The 19,472-nt window shown below is 67.2% G+C and carries 14 protein-coding genes and 2 tRNA genes; 5 read left to right on the plus strand and 11 right to left on the minus strand.

Annotated elements, in window-relative coordinates:
* Positions 1–6: 6 nt before the first annotated feature.
* From CWT10_RS08185 to CWT10_RS08210, 6 genes are all read right to left on the minus strand, one after another.
* Positions 7–1,188, minus strand: a complete 1,182-nt coding sequence (locus CWT10_RS08185; RefSeq protein ID WP_103062819.1) for a glycosyltransferase family 4 protein — start codon at positions 1,186–1,188, stop codon at positions 7–9.
* Positions 1,185–2,192, minus strand: coding sequence for a phosphatidylinositol mannoside acyltransferase (locus CWT10_RS08190; protein ID WP_103062818.1), 1,008 nt, complete (start codon positions 2,190–2,192; stop codon positions 1,185–1,187). Before CWT10_RS08190 ends, CWT10_RS08185 begins: the two co-directional genes overlap by 4 nt.
* Entirely contained in the window at positions 2,189–2,830 is a 642-nt protein-coding gene (gene pgsA, locus CWT10_RS08195; RefSeq protein WP_103062817.1) for a phosphatidylinositol phosphate synthase, read from the minus strand. Before pgsA ends, CWT10_RS08190 begins: the two co-directional genes overlap by 4 nt.
* Positions 2,831–2,838: 8 nt before the next feature.
* Positions 2,839–3,513 (minus strand): HIT family protein, encoded by a 675-nt coding sequence (locus CWT10_RS08200; RefSeq protein WP_103062816.1) that lies wholly within the window; start codon positions 3,511–3,513, stop codon positions 2,839–2,841.
* Positions 3,506–5,557 carry a threonine--tRNA ligase gene (gene thrS, locus CWT10_RS08205; protein ID WP_103062815.1) on the minus strand — a complete coding sequence of 684 codons (2,052 nt, stop codon included), beginning with the start codon at positions 5,555–5,557 and terminating at the stop codon, positions 3,506–3,508. Before thrS ends, CWT10_RS08200 begins: the two co-directional genes overlap by 8 nt.
* A 180-nt stretch (positions 5,558–5,737) precedes the next feature.
* Complete coding sequence (locus CWT10_RS08210) at positions 5,738–6,991, minus strand: carboxylate--amine ligase (RefSeq protein ID WP_103062814.1); 1,254 nt, start codon at positions 6,989–6,991, stop codon at positions 5,738–5,740.
* A 124-nt stretch (positions 6,992–7,115) separates the two neighbouring features.
* On the opposite strand from CWT10_RS08210, the gene CWT10_RS08215 reads away from it, so the two are divergent.
* A complete protein-coding gene (locus tag CWT10_RS08215; RefSeq protein WP_103062813.1) occupies positions 7,116–8,357 on the plus strand; it encodes a DegT/DnrJ/EryC1/StrS family aminotransferase in 1,242 nt (413 codons plus the stop codon).
* Positions 8,358–8,402: 45 nt separating this feature from the next.
* Here CWT10_RS08215 and CWT10_RS08220 read toward each other — a convergent pair whose 3' ends face one another.
* From CWT10_RS08220 to CWT10_RS08235, 4 genes are all read right to left on the minus strand, one after another.
* Positions 8,403–9,443 carry a lipid II:glycine glycyltransferase FemX gene (locus CWT10_RS08220; RefSeq protein WP_233188104.1) on the minus strand — a complete coding sequence of 347 codons (1,041 nt, stop codon included), beginning with the start codon at positions 9,441–9,443 and terminating at the stop codon, positions 8,403–8,405.
* A gap of 147 nt (positions 9,444–9,590) precedes the next feature.
* Positions 9,591–10,835 (minus strand): carboxylate--amine ligase, encoded by a 1,245-nt coding sequence (locus CWT10_RS08225; RefSeq protein ID WP_233188103.1) that lies wholly within the window; start codon positions 10,833–10,835, stop codon positions 9,591–9,593.
* 80 nt (positions 10,836–10,915) lie between these two features.
* Positions 10,916–10,987 (minus strand) — tRNA-Val (locus CWT10_RS08230).
* 1 nt (position 10,988) lies between these two features.
* Positions 10,989–11,061 (minus strand) — tRNA-Gly (locus CWT10_RS08235).
* A gap of 218 nt (positions 11,062–11,279) precedes the next feature.
* Between CWT10_RS08235 and glgX the strand changes: the two genes are divergently transcribed.
* Positions 11,280–13,661 (plus strand): glycogen debranching protein GlgX, encoded by a 2,382-nt coding sequence (gene glgX / locus CWT10_RS08240; protein ID WP_103062812.1) that lies wholly within the window; start codon positions 11,280–11,282, stop codon positions 13,659–13,661.
* Positions 13,658–16,192 carry a malto-oligosyltrehalose synthase gene (gene treY / locus CWT10_RS08245; protein WP_103062811.1) on the plus strand — a complete coding sequence of 845 codons (2,535 nt, stop codon included), beginning with the start codon at positions 13,658–13,660 and terminating at the stop codon, positions 16,190–16,192. Before glgX ends, treY begins: the two co-directional genes overlap by 4 nt.
* 29 nt (positions 16,193–16,221) lie before the next feature.
* Here treY and CWT10_RS08250 read toward each other — a convergent pair whose 3' ends face one another.
* Complete coding sequence (locus tag CWT10_RS08250) at positions 16,222–17,352, minus strand: lipid II:glycine glycyltransferase FemX (protein ID WP_103062810.1); 1,131 nt, start codon at positions 17,350–17,352, stop codon at positions 16,222–16,224.
* A 188-nt stretch (positions 17,353–17,540) separates the two neighbouring features.
* Here CWT10_RS08250 and CWT10_RS08255 point away from each other — a divergent pair, with 188 nt between their 5' ends.
* Positions 17,541–18,143, plus strand: coding sequence for a DUF3000 domain-containing protein (locus tag CWT10_RS08255; protein ID WP_103062809.1), 603 nt, complete (start codon positions 17,541–17,543; stop codon positions 18,141–18,143).
* Positions 18,140–19,429, plus strand: coding sequence for an HRDC domain-containing protein (locus CWT10_RS08260; RefSeq protein WP_233188102.1), 1,290 nt, complete (start codon positions 18,140–18,142; stop codon positions 19,427–19,429). The genes CWT10_RS08255 and CWT10_RS08260 overlap by 4 nt, the downstream gene beginning before the upstream one ends.
* Positions 19,430–19,472: the final 43 nt, after the last annotated feature.

Below are 19,472 nucleotides of genomic sequence, written 5' to 3' on the forward strand. Positions count from 1 at the left end.
CTCCGCTCAGTCCTCAAGGGCGTCGCGCAGACGGCCCATCATGGTGCGAGATCCGGGGGCGACGGTAACCCGGGTGTGGGCGGTGGAAAGGGCCATGTCGTACACGTCCAGAACGGCGTCGGTCACCGCCGACCAGTCATAACGGCCCACCACCGTCGAAGCGGCCGTCCTACGCGCGTCGGCGGCCGCGGTGTCGGTGAGCGTGTCCACAATGCTACGTGCCAGATCCTCCCCATCACCGTTGCGGAACAGGGCTCCGTAGGCTCCGGCACCAAGCACGTCGGAGAAGGCGGTCAGGTCGGAGGCAACCACATGGGTACCGGCCGCCATCGCCTCAACCAGCACAATGCCAAAGGACTCCCCCCCGGTCTGCGGGGCCACATAGCAGGAGCAGGAGGCCAGCATCGCGGCCTTGTCGGCGTCGGAGACACCACCAAGGAAAACCACCCGATCCCCGTATCGGGCCAGGGCGGCACGTTCACCACCGGCATCGCCACGACCGGCTATGAGGAAACGGGCGTCCGGAATGGTTGACAGTACCCGCGGAATCGCGCGGGCGAGCACTTGCAGGCCCTTGCGGGGTTCATCCAGGCGGCCCAGGAAAGAGATGGTGGGCGCCGATTCCGTGCCGACGAAACGCGGATCATCCTTGGGAGCGTTAGCGAAGGGCGCCACATTCACCCCGTTGGGGATCACCACCGCATCACCGCCGTGGTACTGGATCAGGGTGCGACGCGCCTCCTCAGACACGGCAATCCGGGCGGTGAGTTTCTCCACCAGCGGTACGGTCACCGGTGACAGCAGCTCCCGGGCCAGCGAACGGTCCATGGCGGCGTGGAAGGTGCCGACCACCGGGCCGTTGGTGGCCTGCAGTGCCAACATGCCGACACTGGGGGTGATCGGCTCGTGGATGTGCAGCAGGTCGAAGTCGCCGGCGACTAGCCAACGGTGGGCGCGGCGCGCCACCGCCGCACCGAAGTTGAGGCGGGCGATTGAACCGTTGTAGGGGATAGCTATGGCGTCGCCGGCGCTGGAGACCCATTCGGGCAGCTCCAGCTCCGGGGATGCGGGGGCGAGCACCTGAACCCGGTGACCGCGGCTCATCAATTCCTCGGCCAGGTCCATGACATGTGCCTGCACGCCACCGTGGGCGTCCAGCGAGTAGGGGCACACGATCCCGATTCTCATACCTCTACCTCTCCCTCCGGCTTGCCGTCTGAGGCGGATCGCGCGGCCTCGGTCGCATGCCTGCGGGCCAGCCGCGCCGGATCGAGGTCGGCATCGAAAACCGGCTGGAGCATGTGCCAGTCGGTGGCATGCGCCGCCAAGTACGGGGAGATCTGCGCCGTCCAGGCGTGGGTCAAGGCGGTGACGCGCTCGCGTCCCCGACCGGCCGTGGGCATTTCCACAGGGCGGATTGTCAATACGATGCCCCACGGCGAGCCGGCCTGCCGACGCCGTTCGCCTTTCAGCCGCTCGTAATGGATCGAGGCGTAGTACAGGGGCAGGTTGAGACGCTCGGCCAGTGCGGCCGGGCCGGCCGCCACGCGCGCCGGATGATCCGCCAGAGATGTCAACACACCCGAGCTGGACAGGTCCCGGTCGGCCAGCAGCGCAATCAGATAGCGGCCCTGTGCGGCCGCCTGCAGGAGAAGGTCGAAGACTTTATCCCCACGGCCCTGGCCGATGATCCTCATCCCCAGGGACTGGCGGAAGGCGACGAACTGCTCGAACAGATCCGCGGGCTCCAGTTTCTCGGCCACGGTGAGCACCTGGGCGAGCTCCCGACAAGCCCAGGCACCGGCGAGATCCCAATTGCCCATATGAGGCAGGGCCACCACGACGGAGCCACGGGCGATGTCGGTGTGCAGGCGCGCGTCGATCTCCGGGCGTACACGGGCCAGAATCTGCTCCGGGCTCATGCCTGGCAGGGCGAAGGCCTCGTAGAAGTAGCGCATGTAGGAGCGCATGGCGTTGCGGGAGGCGCGGCGCAGTTGGCGGGCGGAGGCCTCCGGCATCAGCCGCGCAAGGTTCTTCTCCAACTGCCCCACGCCCCTGTCGCCGCCACGAATGCGGTGCAGCGCCCACACGACGTCGGCCCCGGCTGCGGACAGGCTGTAGCCGAGGGGTGTGGGCAGTTTGCGCACATGCCGCCAGGCGAAACGGTACAAGTCCTCAATGCCGATGCTCATGAGTCCGCCTCCAACGTTCCCGGGCGCCACAGCTGCTCTCGGACCGCCATAATCCTCTGTACTACGGTGATCAGTGATGCCACTGCGATCACAGCCAGCGCCGCCGTGAGCACCCAAGTGGGCGCTCCCAAGCCGACGGCGACAGTCCCTACGCCGGCGGCGATCAGCCGGTCGGTGCGCTCGGCGATACCGACCGTCGCGGTGGCGCCTACGGACTCGGCCCGAGCTCGGGCGTAGGGGACGGCGGCGGCAAGCACAACTACGGTCACGGCGATGGCAACGGTTACGGTGCGCAGCGCTCCCGGATTCAGGTGCAGGGCCGCCCACACGGCCAAGGAGCCGAAGACGGCGCCGTCGGCCAATCGGTCCATGGTGGAGTCCAGAAAGGCACCAAAGGAGGACTCCGTGCCGGTCAGGCGGGCCAGGATGCCATCGAAGGAGTCGCCGATCAGCACTAGCAGAAGCAGCACGGGGCCGAGGATGAAGCGTCCCTGGGGCAGGGTAAGAACGGCAACGGCGATGGTGGCCACCGTCCCGGCGACCGTAAGCATATTGGGGGTGACGCCGAGCCTGGCCAGGACCCGGGCAGGGCCGGTGAACAGGGCGCGGGTGATGCCTCTTCCGTGTTGTCCAAGCATGCGACTCCTCAGCCTTCAGAGTCGGCGTTGCAATGGGCATCCAGGGCGGTGGGCGCACTGTTCCAGGCTGTGGCCAACTGTTCGCGCTGATCACCCAGCAGCTGGGGCACCGGCTTGGTCTTACCAATGATCGGCATGAAGTTGGCGTCCCCGGTCCATCGCGGCACGATGTGCTGGTGCAGGTGGGCGGCGATGCCGGCGCCGGCGACCTCGCCCTGGTTCATGCCCAGGTTGAAACCGTGGGGATGGGACACCGCACGCACCACCTCCATGGCCCGGGCGGTGAGCCGCCCGATCTCCGTCCGTTCGGCGTCGGTCGCCTCGGTCCAGTCGGAGACGTGCCGGTAGGGGCAGATCAGTAGGTGGCCGGTGTTGTAGGGGTACAGGTTCATCAGCACGTAGGCGGTCTGGCCGCGATGCACAATCAGGGCGTCGGCATCATTGCGGCCTGGGGCGGCGCAGAAGGGGCACTGGGCGACCGTGTCATCCGCCGGCCGGTCCTGCCCGCCGATGTAGACCATGCGGTGCGGGGTCCACAGCCGCCCGAATGGGTCAGGAGCGTCGGCATGCTGAAAAGGCGTTTCGATGCGCACACCGTCTACTACGGTGCCCTCCAGGTGACTCAGCGGGCCGCCGGGGGCCGTACTGGCCTCGGTCCGCTCGGGCTGTGCCTGCTCAGTCATGGGTGAGTTTCTCCCCTGCCGGATCATTGATGCGTTCGGCAATCACCTGCGCAATGTGTGCCACGGCCTCCTCCACGGGCACGCCGTTGGTCTGGGTGCCGTCGCGGAAGCGGAAGGAGACCGCTCCGGCATCGGCGTCCTCCCCGCCGGCGATCAGCGTGAAGGGGATCTTCTCCTTGGAGGCGTTGCGGATCTTCTTGCCGAAGCGGTCATCGGAGTGGTCCACTTCCACGCGCACGCCCCGGGAGCGCAGCTTGGCGGCCACGTCATCGACGTAAGCGTCGAAGGCCTCCGCCACGGGCACCAGCCGCACCTGCACGGGCGCCAGCCAGGCGGGGAAGGCACCGGCGTAGTGCTCGGTGAGCACGCCGATGAAACGCTCCACGCTGCCGAGCTTGGCGGCGTGAATCATGATGGGCCGCCTACGGCTGCCGTCGGCGGCCGTGTACTCCAGGTCGAAGCGCTCGGGCTGATTGAAATCGTATTGGATGGTGGACATCTGCCAGGTACGGCCAATGGCGTCTTTGACCTGCACGGATACCTTCGGCCCATAGAAGGCGGCGCCGCCCGGGTCGGGAACCAGCTCCAGGCCGGTGGAGTCGCACACCTCCTGCAGGGTGCGGGTGGCGGCCTCCCAGTCCGCGTCCGAGCCGATGAACTTGTCCTGCTTGGCGCCGTCATCGTCGCGGGTGGACAGCTCCAGGTAGAAGTCGTCCAGGCCGAAGGCCTTGAGGATCGACAGGAAGAACTCGATCTGCCGCCGAATCTCCTCCCCCGCCTGCTCGGGGGTGCAGTAGGTGTGGGAGTCGTCCTGGGTGAAGCCCCGCATGCGGGTGAGCCCGTGTACCACGCCGCTCTTCTCGTAGCGGTAATCGCGGCCCATCTCAAAGAACTTAAGCGGCAGTTCCCGGTAGGAGCGGCCGCGGGAGCGGAAAATCAGGTTGTGCATGGGGCAGTTCATGGCCTTGAGGTAGTACTCCTGGCCGGCCTTGGTGATGTTGCCCTGCGCGTCACGCTCCTCGTCGGCGAGCATGGGCGGGAACATGGTGTCCGCGTAGTAGGGCAGGTGCCCGGAGGTGTGGAACAGGCCGCCCTTGGAGATCTCCGGGGTGTGGACCAGGTCGTAGCCGGCCTCGATGTGCCGGTCGATCACGTACTGCTCAATCTCGTGGCGCAGGATGCCGCCCTTGGGGTGGAAGACGACCAGGCCGGGGCCGATCTCTTCGGGGAAGGAGAACAGGTCCAGCTCGGCGCCGAGCCTGCGGTGGTCGCGGCGGGCGGCCTCGGCCATGCGGGTCTGATAGGCCTTTAGATCATCCTTGCTGGCCCAGGCGGTGCCGTATATGCGCTGCAGGGAGTCCCCGTTCTGGTCGCCCTTCCAGTAGGCGGCCGAGGAGCGGGTCAGGGCGAAGCCGTTGCCGATGAGCCTGGTGGAGGGCAGGTGGGGGCCGCGGCACAGGTCCTTCCAGGCGACGGTGCCGTCGCGGCGGACGTTGTCATACATGGTCAGTCCGCCCGCACCGACCTCCACGGAGGCGGACTCGGCGCCGGCGCCCTTGGTGGTGATCAGCTCCAGCTTGTAGGGCTGGTCGGCCAGTTCGGAGCGCCCCTCGGCCTCGGTGATGTCGCGGCGGCGGAAGGTCTGGCCCTCCTTGACGATGCGCTTCATGCGCTTCTCGATCTCGCGCAGCAGTTCCGGGGTGACGGCGTCGATACCGCCGAAGTCGTAGTAGAAGCCGTCGGTGATGAAGGGGCCGATGCCGAGGTTCACGTCTGGGAACAGCTCCTGGACGGCCTGCGCCATCACGTGGGTAGCCGAGTGCCGCAAAATGTTCAGCCCGTCCTCACTGTCCAGCGTAATGGGCTCGACGACGGCGTCGGCAGGCAGGACGCGGTCCAGGTCCCAGGGCTCACCATCGACCCGCATAGCCACGACGCCGTCGGTCTTGATCCGCTCCGCGAACAGGGTGGTGCCCGTGGTGCCCTCCTCGAGACTGCGGCTCGCGCCTTCGAGGAGAATGTCGATGGTGGACTGGTTGGACACGGAGGCTCCTTTTGATCAATCGATCAGGTTTAGGCGAGCTGTACTGGTGCTCGCACGCATCGGATCATACCCAGTGGCGCCGGGGCCCCGGCGGCTGAGGCGCTGGAGCGGCGCGTGACCCGCCCCGCACCGGTCCCGGACGGCATCTGGCGGCCTGCCGCCAAGGGCTCAGGAGGGGGTTCAGAAGCCGGTGTCGGTGGGGACGGGATAGTGGTTACGGAACTTGCGCCACTGGCTGAGTTCGCCGGCCAGCCGGTACAGTCGGCGCCGCGGGGAGGCGTCCCGCGGGTTGTTCAGCGGGTTGATCACGCGTCCCGAACGGCGCAGCTCTCCGACTCGACGGCGCAGTGCCTCATCGCGCACATACCGGTCCAGCAGGCGCCGCGGAACCAGTGTATACAAGCACGCCGCCGTGTAACGGCCCGGCTCGATTGGCTGTTCTTCGACCACGTCCGCAACGAGAACCTCCATCGGATTCACTCCGGCGCCAACGCAGTAGAAGCTGTTGCGGCCTATGCGCGGGTTGACCTCCAGGAAGTAGAACTCCCCCGTGCGTGGATCGCGCTTGATGTCGAAGTTCGCGAAGCCCCGGTAGCCGGTGGCCGCGAGGAAACGCTCGGCGGCGGCGAGCAGGTCCGGGGCGTCGAAGGTGATCATGGCGCAGGGGTTGCCCAGTGTGGCCGGCGCATGCTCCTCCAGCAGCACCCGGGCCGCGACGCCCATAGACATGCGCCCCTGGGAATCCACATATGCGGTCAGGGAGTACATCGCCGTGTCATCCCCGGGTACCAACTGCTGCACCACGAAGCGGCTGCGGAACCCGGCCGCCACCAGCGTGCGCCAAAGCTCCTCCAGCTCCACGGCGTCTTGGATGAAGTAGACCTTCTTGCGGCCCTCGAATATGAGGGTCTCGTAGGCGGCGGAGTCCGCCGGTTTAGCCACCAGCGGGAAGAAAAAGTCCTCGGGCAGGGGGACGGGAGCCCAGTCCGGGGCGTCAGCCCCGGAGAAGTCCTGGTAGTGGGAACGTGGCACCGGCAGGTTCTGCTCGGCGGCCACCCGCGCGAATCTTTCCTTGTCACTGACCAGGTCGATCGTCTCCAGTTGGGGGATCGGCACCAGGTAGAACCGTTCCAGACGGTCGCGGTGCTCGGCCAGGACCCGGATCCGCCAGTCGGTGTTCGCAAGTAGAAGCAGCGGCACCCCGGGGTTGTCCGCCGACAGCCGCGCGCCCAGTGCCTCCAGATCCGCTACCAGCCCTGCGGCGTCGTCGGCGCGGTCGCACTGGTGACGGGTCACGATCGCAGAGTCCCGGATCGCCAGCGGATCATACTTGGTCACTAGCACGGGCACGACGCCGTAGGCATCATTCAGCTGGCGGGCCAGCGCGTAGGCGCCGATGTCTCCGCCGACAATGACCGGCTGGAACTTCTTCATATGGGTGCTCCTGGGAGTAAGGGGCGGATCGCCTTGGACTCGGTAGCGGATGGTACCGGCTGACGGCCACTACACTGCCTAACATTCGCCACTGCCCGCAGTGAGTTGCCTGGAGGAGATCGCTATGACTGACGCGATGACCGGAGTCGACAGCCGTTTCCCGCAGTTGCGGGCCGAACTGGCCCGCCTGAGCGATACCGATGCGCAGGACTGGTATCCGGTGTTCAAGGCGCGCTACGGCATGCAGGTGGTGCTGGAGCAGCTCCACGCCCTGCGCGGAGACGGTGATGTTCTTACCCAACTGTTCACCTGCTGCACCGCGGTGGTTCCCATCATCGCGGCGGGGCTTTCGCCGCGCTACGCCGACATTGACGCCGATACGCTGGCACTCACCCCGGGTGCCTGCGATCAGTCCCCCACACCTGCCGCCGAGGGCCGCGGCAGCGCGTTGCGCGGCGTCATCATTCAGCACACCTTCGGCATTCAGGCCGAGCGGGAGTCGGCCGACCTGGCTCGACGGGCAAGGGCCGCGGGCGCCCTGGTCATGGAGGACGCCGCGCACTGCGTGGCCCGGCTAGCGCGCGCAGATGAGTTGCAGCCGCTAGCGGACGTGTCCTTCCACTCATTCGGTGTGCAGAAAATCCTGCCGACCCACTTCGGTGGCGCGGTGTGGGTCAATCCGGCGCTGGGATCGCGCGACCCCGGCCTCGACTCGGCGTTGAGAGCCGCGTTGGCGGGGCTGCCGCCACTTTCGCCCCGTTTAGATGCGGCGTCACGCATGTATCGCAATCAGGCCCGGGTCCTGGCGCGTGTGCCGCAGGCCGTATCGTCCCCGGCACGTGCGGCAGCCTCTCGCCTCGGCCTGCTGGACCCACCTGTGGCCCGCGCCGAGCAGGGCGGTCAGCTGCCCTATGCGCCAATGGCGCCATCGCAGTGGGTGGCAGGCAGGGCCACCGCCGCCCTGCACGAGCTGACCGCCGCCAATACCGCCCGCATCCGGATCGTGAACAGCTTCCGACAGACCCTGCCGGAGCTGCCGGGAGTCAGCGTGCCCGGTGCGGTGATAGGCGGCGAGCCAGAACCGCTCCTGCGGTTCCCCCTGTTGCTTCCCGACACCGCTCAGGCCGAGCACCTAATCACCGCCATGCGCGCAATTGGCGTATTCGCTGAGCGGTGGGGGCGGCCCCTGCTCTATCCCGGAGTGGACGGCAAGACCGCATTGAAGGCATTCCGGGTTCCGCCCGAAGGCCTGCCGGTGACTCACGACGTCTCCGCGCGGGTGGTGGCGCTGCCGACGGAACTGGACAATGACCGCGCCGCTCGGGCCGTCCGTCTGGCGCAGGAGTGGTCTCGTCACCGCGGGTAGGGCGGAACGGCAGGTCGCCCCGAGCCGGCAGCGCCCGATGCGCCGTCAGCGCCCAATGCGCCGACGAATCGCGTGACGCGTGCGCCGCGCACCCACCAGCGACCGGTATAGCAGCGGCCGGACGGGCACGTCCCACGCGCCGTCGACCTCGGTGGGATGCTGCGCGAAGCGGCGCTTGTACCGGCCCACACCGTACAGTTCCGGCACGCGGGTGGATTCGGCCCCCATCAGGTCCAAGCTGCGCAGGCCCTCCGCGGCGAGCTGGCAGGCCACGGCCCAGTCCAGCGCTTCGGCGCCCCGGAAGCTGCGCGAGGCGTCCGAGGACGCACCGTAGTAGGTGGCGGCATCCTTCCCGGTGACGGTTACCAAGTCCCAGCAGTGCGGCACGCCATCACGCCGTAGTACGAACAGCCGGGCGTGCTTCGGACCCAGGCTGGTGAGCATGTCCCAATAGACGCCGATCGGATGGGGACGGAAGCCGTCACGCTCGGCGGTGGCGACCAAGACCTGGTAGACGCTCTCAAACTCCTCCCGGCTCAGTCCGGTCTCCTCCGCCACGGTGCATCCGGCCTCACGGGCAACGCGCTCGGCGCGGCGCACGCCTCGGCGCCCGTCCTTAGGCATGGCGGCGCGCACCGCCTCGGGTGTGCCCGGGCGCAGGTCGATCACGTAGGTGCGGTCATAGGTGATCGAACTCATCAGCGGCAGGGTGTCTCGCGCCTGGAAACGGGCGTGCATGCGGATGAAGGCGACACGTTTGTCCCGTCGCCGCACCTCTTGCACGAGCAGGCGGCGCAGTTCGGCCTCACGGGCCGGGGTCTGCTCGCCGAGCCACACCGGTCCATGCTTGGCCCACAGGAAGGACCACTTCGCCAGGCCGTAGCGGTACAGGGCGATCACCGCCACCGTTTTGGAATCCACCTCATAGGCATAACGACCGAACAAGGTACGGCCCTGGCTGCGCTCGAAGGCCTCCCAGGGCTCGGTCTGCTCCAGGCACGCCGGTTTCCCACCGATCGCCATGCGCATCTGGTCGGCGTCGAGGGCGACTATCCGGCCGCGGTCAGGTGACGGTTCTAAGGCCATATGCGAGCTCTCCTGAGTAAAAACTGTGTTTTACCCATGGTATTACCAGACCGGGGACGCCGGGCATCCTTCGCGGGGAGGATCGTCCGTCTCGACTCCTCCCCACAAAGTACAACCGCCCTAGTCCGGATGCGGGATCAGATGCCGTCATCGTCTACGCAGCAGCGGCTTGGGATGAAAGCGGTGGAACTTGCGATCGTGGTTGAGCTTCTGCGCGGCCACCAACAGACGTCGACGCAGCGAGCGTTCGGCGGGATCCAGCAGCGGGTCCACGGCGCGCGGGGCCAGCCGCAGCACGCGTCGACGCAGCACCGGGTCATCGAGCTGGTGCAGCAGCAGATGATGAGGCAGCAGACTGTAGAGCGCCTCCCGGTCAGCCTCCTGCCGCGGACCGGGCCGGCAGTCCACCAGGTCCTGGATCATGGGCAGCATCGGGTTCACGCCGGCGGCGTTGAGGTAGTAGCAGTTCCGACCGATGCGCGGATTGACTTCGAAGAAGACGGGCTGACCGTCGCGGGGGTCGATCTTGATGTCGAAGTTGGCGAAGCCCCGGTAGTCCACCTGCGCCAGGAGCCTTTCCGCGGCCTCCCACAGCTCCGGGAATGGCTCAGTGATCATTGCCACCGGGTTGCCGATCAGTGACGGAGCATGATCTTCAAGCAGAACCCGCGCGGATCCGATCACACCGGTGCTCCCGGCAGAGTCGATGTATGCGGTCACCGACCGCATGGCGTGGTCCTCTCCCGGTATGCGCTCCTGGACCAGGAAGGTGGATTCGAAGCCCGCGCGCCGCAGATCCTCCCACATGTCGTGCAGCTGCTCAGGGGTGTCCAGGAAATAAATCTTCCGCTTGCCCTCGAAGTTCAGCCTGTCCCAGTCCGAACCGATGGCGGCCTTACCCACCAGGGGCAGGGGGATGTCGATCTGGGGATCGCTGGCCGCCAGATCGGCCCCGGTGATCGCCACCTGCCGGGGCGTGCGCAGCCCCAGTGCCTCACAGGCCTGAGCGAAACTCACCTTGTTGCTCAGGCGCTCCATCGCCGACCTGGAAGGGAACGGCACCACGTAGGTCGGCTCGAGTTCATCCCGATGGGATACCAGCGTGTGGGCTACAGAATCGAGGTTGGTCATCACCACGGCGCTGCGCGGGCGACGCCCTTGGGCCAGGCTGCGCAACACGGCGATCAGGGCCAGATCCTCCACCTTGCGGTACACCACTTCGATGTATCCAGACAGCGCGATAGCCTGAATGGGTTGGGAAGCGATCAGAGTCACCTGCTGGCCGGTAGCCTCGTGGAGTTGACGAGCCAAGGCGTAGGCCCCTATATCTCCGCCTACGACGACGGGCAACAGATCCGGGCGCAATGATTCATCGCCGTACGCACCCGTCAAGGACACCCCCTGCTTATCCGCTCTCTGCCCGAATTATCACGGCACAGGCCCGAGTCGCCCGGCCGGCGGCCTTCACACAGTGGGCGATACTGGGATCGAACCAGTGACCTCTTCCGTGTCAGGGAAGCGCGCTCCCGCTGCGCCAATCGCCCGAGCGGATGACGGGACTCGAACCCGCGACCCTCACCTTGGCAAGGTGATGCTCTACCAACTGAGCCACATCCGCATATCCGCCCCTGGCGGGGAGGCACGGAAAAAGGTAGCAGAGCGTCACGGACGCTGCCAAATCACACCGCCACGACCGCCGATGACCTAGGTCACGCCTGTCCCGCGACACTGCCCCAGTACGGCAGTATTAGCCACCGTTTAGCGGCTACCGCCGTCGCCGCGCCCCGCTCCGGCATGTCCCTTCCCAGGCCTTCAATCCGTGGCACAGTTAGGTCCATGCACAGTGCCACAACCGCCTCCGCCACTGAACCGGAGCCTTCAACGCCACCAGCCATACCTGCCGCCGAGCAGCCCACCGAGGTGCGGGCACAGGAACCGGCGAACCCCGAACGCTCGGTATGGCCGGGCCGGGCCTACCCGCTGGGTGCGAACTACGACGGTTCGGGCACTAACTTCGCCCTGTACTCCTCGGTCGCCGAGGCGGTTGAACTGTGCCTGTTCGACGACGACGGTCAGGAGACCCGCATTCCACTGACGGAGGAGGACGCCGATGTGTGGCACGCCTACCTGCCGTCCGTGCAGCCCGGCCAGCACTACGGCTACCGAGTGCACGGCCCCTATGACCCCGCCAACGGGCACCGCTGCGATCCCTCGAAACTCCTGCTGGACCCCTACGCCAAGGCCATCTCCGGCCAGGTCACCGGTTCGCAGGCGCTGTACTCCTACGACTTCTCCGACCCTGCGGTGCGCAACCAGCAGGACTCGGCTCCCGACACCATGCGCTCGGTAGTGGTCTCACCATACTTTGACTGGGGACGGGACCGCCCACCCAGCCACGAGTATCACAACACGATCATCTATGAGGCGCATGTCAAGGGCCTGACCCGACTCAACGAGCACATTCCGGAGCACCTGCGTGGCACCTACGCTGGCCTGGCCGAGCCTGCGGTCATCGAGCACCTCAGCAAACTGGGTATCACCGCAATCGAGCTGATGCCGGTCCATCAGTTCGTGAACGATGCCTTCCTGCAGGACAAGGGGCTTTCCAATTACTGGGGCTACAACACGATCGGCTACTTCGCCCCGCACAACGCCTACGCCGCCCACGGCACCGACGGGCAGCAGGTGCAGGAGTTCAAGGCGATGGTCAAGGCCCTCCATGAGGCCGATATCGAGGTGCTTCTCGACGTGGTGTACAACCACACGGCCGAGGGCAACCACATGGGGCCCACACTGTCCTTCCGGGGCATCGACAACGCGGCCTACTATCGGCTGGTCGACGGCGATCAGGCACACTACTTCGACACCACCGGCACCGGCAACTCCTTACTGATGCGCTCACCGGCGGTGCTGCAGATGATCATGGATTCGCTGCGCTACTGGGTCACCGAGATGCATGTGGACGGCTTCCGCTTCGATCTGGCCTCCACCCTGGCGCGGCAGTTCCACGAGGTGGACAAGCTCTCCGCCTTCTTCGACATCATTCATCAGGACCCGATACTGTCCCAGGTCAAGCTGATCGCCGAGCCCTGGGATGTGGGCGAGGGCGGTTACAACGTGGGCGAGTTCCCCGCCATGTGGAGCGAGTGGAATGGCAAGTACCGGGATACGGTGCGCGACTTCTGGCGGGGCGAGCCCTCCACCCTGGGCGAGTTCGCCGCGCGCATCACCGGATCCTCGGACCTGTATCAGCGCTCCGGCCGCACCCCTGTGTCATCCATCAACTTCGTCACCGCGCACGACGGCTTCACCCTGCATGATCTGGTTTCATATAACGACAAGCACAATGAGGCCAACGGCGAGGGCGGCGCGGACGGTGCCGGGGACAACCGCTCCTGGAATTGCGGAGCCGAGGGCCCCACCGATAATCCGGATGTGCTGGCGCTGCGTGGTCGGCAGGTACGCAATTTCATAGCCACCCTGATGTTCAGTCAGGGTGTTCCCATGATCTGTCACGGCGATGAGATGGGACGCACCCAGAGCGGCAACAACAATGGCTATTGCCAGGACAATGAGCTCACCTGGGTCGATTGGAACCTGACCGAGGAGCAGGAGGATCTGCTGCGCTTCACCCGCAACATGATCCGTCTGCGCCGTGATCATCCGGTGCTGCGCCGCCGCCGCTTCTTCACCGGCGAGGCCGGCCACGGCGGAGAGTCCGAACTAGGCGAGATCGAATGGCTCAGTCCCTCCGGCGCACGCATGACCGATGAGGACTGGGATACCTGGTACGCCCGGGCAATCACGGTTTTCCTGAACGGCGACGCCATCCACGAACCCGATGAGCGTGGCCGACGCATCAGTGATGACTCTTTCCTGGCGCTGTTCAACGCCTCCGGTGAAGACATCGTCTTCACCTTGCCCGGGGCGGACCACTCACCCCGCTGGCGCACCGTGCTCGACACCGCTCCGAGCACGGCCCCGCGCCCGGAGCAGGTGGCCACCGGCTCCGGCGAGGAGTGGCAGGCCGGCCAGGAGGTGACGGTGGAGGCCCACTCCATGCTGTTCCTCCTGTCGCTTCCCGAGCCCGAGCCGAACGGGCCAGACGGTCCCGAGTACGACGACGAGCACGACCAACAGGTCCGAGCCGCCACGGTGCAGGAGGCGATAGCGCCCACAGCGCACCGCGGGGCACAACCGCAGGGAGGTTCCCGATGACTACCCCGGAGCACGAACGCGCCGCACACCTGCCCCGACCGGGGCGGCGCACGCCAGTGACCACCTACCGGCTGCAGTTGGGGACATCACTGACCTTCGCCGACGCGCGGGCCCTACTGCCCTATCTGCATGAGCTGGGGGTGACGGATCTGTACCTCTCCCCCGTTCTGGCCGCCAGCCCGGGCTCGACCCACGGCTACGACGTCGTCGACCACACCCATATCAGCGCCGTTATGGGGGGCAGGGAGGGCCTGGAGGAACTGGCCCGGGATGCTCATGCCGCCGGCATGGGTGTGGTGGTTGACATCGTTCCCAACCATATGTCGGTGCCGACTCCGGTATGGCATAACCCGCCCTTGTGGTCGGTGTTGCGTGACGGTGAGCAGTCCCCCTACGTCGCCTGGTTCGACGCTCCCCGGGGCGAGAAGCTGCTGATGCCGGTGCTCGGCCAGCGCATCGGACAGGTCCTCAAAGACGGCGAGTTCAGCGTTGAGCGCATGGTCATCCCCACCGAACCGGAGAGGGGCGAACAGTGGGTGCTGCGCTACTACGACCACGTCTTTCCGCTGGCCGCGGGCACGCAGGCGCTGCCTTTGCCCGAGCTGCTTGCACGTCAGCACTACCGCCTCGCCTACTGGCGGGTCGGCGACGAAGAGCTCAACTACCGGCGTTTTTTCGATATCGCCACATTGGCGGCGGTGCGGGTGGAGGACCCTGAGGTGTTCGCGGGCTCCCACGCCCTCATCCTCGAGCTGCTCCGGGCCGGCACGATCGACGCGCTGCGCGTGGATCACCCCGATGGCCTGGCCGATCCCGAGGGTTATCTGGAGCGGTTGTCGCACGCGACCGACGGGGCCTGGATTGCGGCCGAGAAGATCCTCGCCCCCGACGAGCTGCTGCCGGAGTCCTGGCATGCGGCCGGCACCACCGGCTATGACGCCGCCTGGCGCATCGACCAGCTGCAGGTCGATCCTGCGGGGGCCCGCACCCTTGGCTTCATGATGCGGGAGCTGACCGGGAATGTGCCGATCGACTATGCCCGCGTGGCCGGCGACGCCAAGCGGGAGATCATCTCCGGTTCGCTGGCCGCGGAGGTCAACCGGCTGGTGGATCTGCTGCATGCGATCACCGCCCGGGACCTGTATCTGTCCGACCACACCTTCCGGGATCTGCGTGCCTGCGTCGTGGAGCTGTTGGTGGCCGCCGACCGCTATCGGGCCTATGTGCTTCCGGGGCGCCGGGCGGACGACGAGCAGGCCGCCGTCCTGCGGGACACCGCCGAGCGGGCCCGTACCCGCCTGTCCCCCGACCAGTACCCCACGCTGGACCTGGTGGTGGCGATTCTGCTGGGCGAGCAGGTTGGCACCGGTGAACCGTCGGACACGCCCGAGCGGGCGGAGATCATCACCCGCTTCCAGCAGGTGTGCGGCGCTGTGACCGCCAAGGGCGTGGAGGACACCACCTTCTACCGCTGGACGCACCTGACCAGCCTGACCGAGGTGGGCGGCGATCCCGGCGGCTTCGCCCTGCCCGCCGACGAGGCCCACGCCTGGGCGCAGCGCGTCCAGCACACCTGGCCCGCCACCATGGTCACCTCCACCACCCACGACACCAAGCGCAGTGAGGACGTGCGCGCCCGCATCGACGTACTCGCGTCCTACAGCGCCGAATGGGTCGAACTCGTCCATCGGCTGCGCGACCTGACCGCGGACGTGCGTCCGGCCGATCTGGACGGATGCACGGAGAACCTGTTGTGGCAGACGCTGTGGGGCACCTGGGCGCCCGCCTCGGCAGACCCGATGAGCGGCGAGCGACTCGGCGCCTACCTCATCAAGGCGGCCCGTGAGCAGAAGTCGTGGACGACCTGGACGACTCCGGACACCGAGCGCGAGAGCCAACTGGCCTACTACGCGACCGCTCTGCTGGCGCGAGCGGACGTGGCCGAGGAACTCAACGAGTTCGCCGCGCTGACCTCCCGTGCCGTGAGAGACACGATCCTGGCGAACAAGGCGATGACCCTGACCTGGCTCGGAGTCGCCGACGTCTACCAGGGCAGCGAGGTAACCCGCACCTCCCTGGTGGACCCCGACAACCGCCGGCCGGTCGCCTACGACGGCGATTCCGGGCTGCGTGCCTCCCTGGCACGGGTCTTACAGGCGCCCGCCGATGCGGAGATGACGCTGGACGAGGCCAAACTGCGCCTGACGTCCAAATTGTGTCGGCTGCGCGCCGAGAGGCCCGACACTTTCGTCGGTGAGCGCTCCGGCTACCGGCCGCTGCCGACCACCACGGCCTGCGCCTTCGCCTACACCCGCCTGTGCGACGGCGAGCCGGATGTCGCGGTGGTGGTGCGACGCCTGGGGCGTCGCCTAGAAAGGCTGGGCGGCTGGGCCAACCACACGATCGTGCTGCCGCAGGGAACCTGGACCGATGTGCTCACCGGCGCCCAGATCGCCGGCGGCACCCGACTGCTGACCGAAGTCGTCGGGGATGAGCCGGTGATCATCCTGTCCCGTGTGCGCGGGTCCTGACGGCGGTCACCGCCCGACCCGCCCGTGCACTACTGTCCCATGGACTGGTTGGCGTCGTCGCCGTCTTGGCTGGATCGTAGTGTTCCCAGACGCTCGCGCAGACAGATGGCACCGGTCTCCACACGGTGCTTGAGTTCGAGGGCGCGTACCAGGGTGTCATAAACGCGCGGCCGCACCGGCACATCCCAGGGGCCGGCGATGTCCACCGCGCCCTCAGGGGTGAACTTCGCCTTGAACGAACCGACGCCGTCCAACTCAGGGGTCCGTTCCGATCCGGCGCCCATCAGGTCCCAGGTGCGTACGCCGCGCTCACGCAGCCAGCAGCCCTCCTTGTAAAGCAGGGCGTCGGCAGCCCGACCCCGACGACCCTCCGCAGTGGAGGCGGCATAGTAGCGTGCGGCGCTATCCCCCCATACGGTGTCGATGCTCCACGCCAGGGCCTGACCGCTGCTGCGGCGGGCCACATACAGTCGACAGTGCTCGGGGCCCAGGGTGCGCAGCATGGTCCTGTAGGTCTGCTCCGGGGCCGCGTGGAAACCATCCCGCTCCCCAGTTTCGGTGAGGATCTCATACAGCTCCCCGAATACCTCCTCGGCACGGTCGGTCTCGTCGTGATAGGTCAGTTCGGTGTTGCGCAGGGCCTTGCGCACATCGCGCCGCCCACGCGGCTTGAAGGAGGCGAGGAAGGCCTCATCGTCTTCGTGGTCCACGTTCAGAATCACGGTGCGGTCATAGGCCATGGTCTGCAACAGCTCGCGCAGCTCGGGAGCCGGGTGGCTGAAGTGCAGGCGCAGGAAGACGACACCTGGCTCGTGGAAGCGCACGCCCCGGATGAGCAGTTCCCGCAGCTCGGCCTCTTCGGCGGCGGTAGGAGCTTCGCCGAGCCACACCGGCGCATGCCTGGCCCACAGGTAGGGGAAGCCGCGCACACTCATGCGTGTCAGGGCGATCAGGGCTCGCGGACTGCCGCCGGCCTCGTACACCACGCGCCCCCACGGCTCGCGTCCCTCCATCGCGGCGTCGAAGGAGTCCCAGGCCGCCGTCTGCTCGATCGGCAAAGTGGTATCCGCGTCGGCCGCGATGCTACGGAAGGTCTCCCAGTCAATGCGCCTCATGGAGCCGCGGGATACGAGAGGAGTGGCGTTCTCGGGCGAGGTCATGGAGTGCGTTCCTGTCCTGTCTCAGTTGCTGATGTCGTAGCCGCCGCGAGCGGAGCCCGCCTGGCCTATCTCACGATAGACCAGGAGTAGTAGTCGCGGCGTCCTTGCTCCGGTGAGACGTGTCCGATGCGGGAAAGCGGCCCGGCGTGGCAACACGGCGAACACTCACACGCCGGTAGCCTGGCACTGTGGCTGATATCCCCCGCGCCTCGACCGAAGAGCCGGCCGCATCTGTGACGCCGGAGCGTTTCCGCACCGCCTTGGAATCGCTGCGCGCCACGTCCCGACCCCGTGGCCTGATCCTAAAGGAAGTGCCCGCACCGGCGCGGTTGGCGCCCTATGCTGCAGCGCTGACCGCACAGACCGTCGAGACGCACGCGGGCACTCCTGTTTCCTCGGGCCGTTTCGTGGTATTGCACGACCCGGACACCCAACCGGCCTGGGATGGCGACTTCCGACTGGTGGTCATGGTGCGCTCACGCGTTGATGAGGAGATCGGCGCCGACCCGCTGCTGGGCCGCGCGGCCTGGTCCTGGCTAACCGACGCGCTAGACCACTGCGGTGCGGGGCGACACGCGCTGGTCGGCACCGTCACGCGGGTGCTCTCCGATACCTTCGGAGGCCTGGAGCTCACCGATGCCTGCGCACACGTGGAAATCCGCTCCTCCTGGAGCCCGACCACGCCCGATCTCGGCCCTCACCTCAGGGCCTGGTACGAGCTGATGCACCTAACCGCAGGGCATGAGCCGGAAAGCGCCGTCCCTCTAGCACTGGCTGGTGCGGCCCGGTGAACGGCGCACCGACGCCCCGTCCCGCCGCCGTCCCGGGCACGACCCAGTCCCCGGTGCCCGCACACGAGGTGATCGCCTATCCCCATCCAGCCGAGGGTCTACCGCCAGTGACCGACACGCCGGCGGCGTTGGCTCGAGCGGCAGCGGCCCTGGAATCGGGTGTCGGACCGATCGCCGTTGACGCAGAACGCGCCTCCGGATTCCGCTACGGGCAGGACGCCTACCTGGTGCAGTTGCGCCGGGAGGGCGCCGGAACAGTGCTGGTGGACCCTCGGGGGGCGGGCGAGCTGTCCGCCCTGGCGACCGCCCTGGACGGCCCCGAATGGGTGTTGCATGCCGCCGATCAGGATCTTCCCTGTCTGAAGGCCCTGGGTCTTTGCGCCCGCGAAATGTTCGATACCGAACTTGCCGCTCGGCTACTGGGCCGCAAGCACGTTGGGCTCGGCGCCGTGATTGAGCAGACCCTGGGACTGCGCCTGGCCAAGGACCATGCCGCCGCGGACTGGTCTACTCGCCCGCTCCCGGAGTCGTGGCTGGTGTATGCGGCGCTGGATGTCGAGCTGCTCCTGCCTCTGCGCGATGCCCTTGACCAGGAACTGCGCTCGGCCGGCAGAGCCGAGTGGGCGGCCCAGGAATTCGCCTATGTGCTCAACCGCCCCGAACGGCCGTCCCGGCCCGATCCCTGGCGGCGCATACCCCGGTCCGGCACCGCGCTGCGCTCGCCTCGCTCCGCCGCCGTACTGCGTGAGCTGTGGGCCGCCCGTGAGGAACTCGCCCAGCAGCTGGATGTGACACCTTCGAAGGTGTTGCCACATCGCGCCCTGGTCGCCGCGGCGGTTGTGCGCCCTACGTCTCAGCGCCGTCTTGTAGCTTTGCGCGAGTTCTCATCACGGGCTGCGCGCCAGCATCAGGAACGGTGGTGGCAGGCGGTGGAACGGGCCCTGGCCCTGCCCGACAACCAGTTGCCCCCTGTACATGCCCCTCTCGCCCCTGGTGAATTGCCGCAGCCGCGTTCCTGGAGCCGGCATCATCCCGAGTCGGCCGCAGCCCTGGAGCGGGTGCGTGGCACGGTGCGTGAGCGCGCGGAGCAGTTGAGTATTCCTCACGAGTTGCTGCTGGGCACCGATGCGCAGCGCCACCTGGCCTGGGAGTTCGGCGAGGCCGAGGCGGCCGGCCGGCACGTCGAGTCATCGGTGGCAGCGGTGTCGGAGCGCTTGAAGGACTTGGAGGCCCGCCCCTGGCAGGTCGAGCAGATCGCCGCGCCCCTGTCGGCGGCCCTTTCCTGATTCCCACTGGCGCCTGCATGCGCAGGACATGCATGAGGCCATG

This window comes from Actinomyces qiguomingii (assembly GCF_004102025.1).
Classification (GTDB): domain Bacteria; phylum Actinomycetota; class Actinomycetes; order Actinomycetales; family Actinomycetaceae; genus Actinomyces; species Actinomyces qiguomingii.